The sequence below is a fragment of the Micromonospora sp. SL1-18 genome (assembly GCF_047921505.1).
GTDB lineage: Bacteria > Actinomycetota > Actinomycetes > Mycobacteriales > Micromonosporaceae > Micromonospora.
Genome location: NZ_JBLROA010000228.1, coordinates 1 through 387 on the forward strand (window position 1 = coordinate 1; position 387 = coordinate 387).

Genomic DNA, 387 nt, shown 5'->3' on the forward strand with positions numbered 1-387 from the left:
GGAGTCGGTGAGGGCTTCGGTGTAGCCCTTGTCCACCCCAACCTTCTGGCCGCCGCAGGGCCGCTGCGACGACCGCATCCCCGCCGCGTCGATCTGGTAGTGCACCTCCACCCGACCGCCGCGCAGGATCAACCGCAGCGTGCCCATCGGCGCGACGGTCGTCGACAACGGGATCTTGACCATCTTGCGGGGCTCAAGACCAGGAACGCACAGCCACAACCGGCCCCGCCCATCGACGGCGTTATTGTAGTTGTCGGCGCGTACGACGATCTGATCGTGCGTGTGGTTGCGGCCCCGCTTCCAGTGCTTGCGCATCTGCCGGGCCAGGAACGGATCGTCCGCCCACCGGTCGGCCTTCAACACGTCGAACATCCGCTTGCGCTGTAC

At 66.7% G+C, this 387-nt stretch carries 1 protein-coding gene; it reads right to left on the bottom strand.

Annotation, left to right across the window (positions count from 1 at the left end; genetic code table 11):
• The coding region (locus ACNAW0_RS30705) for a hypothetical protein (RefSeq protein WP_416291533.1) at positions 1-372 on the bottom strand (372 nt) is incomplete at its 3' end.
• Positions 373-387: the final 15 nt, after the last annotated feature.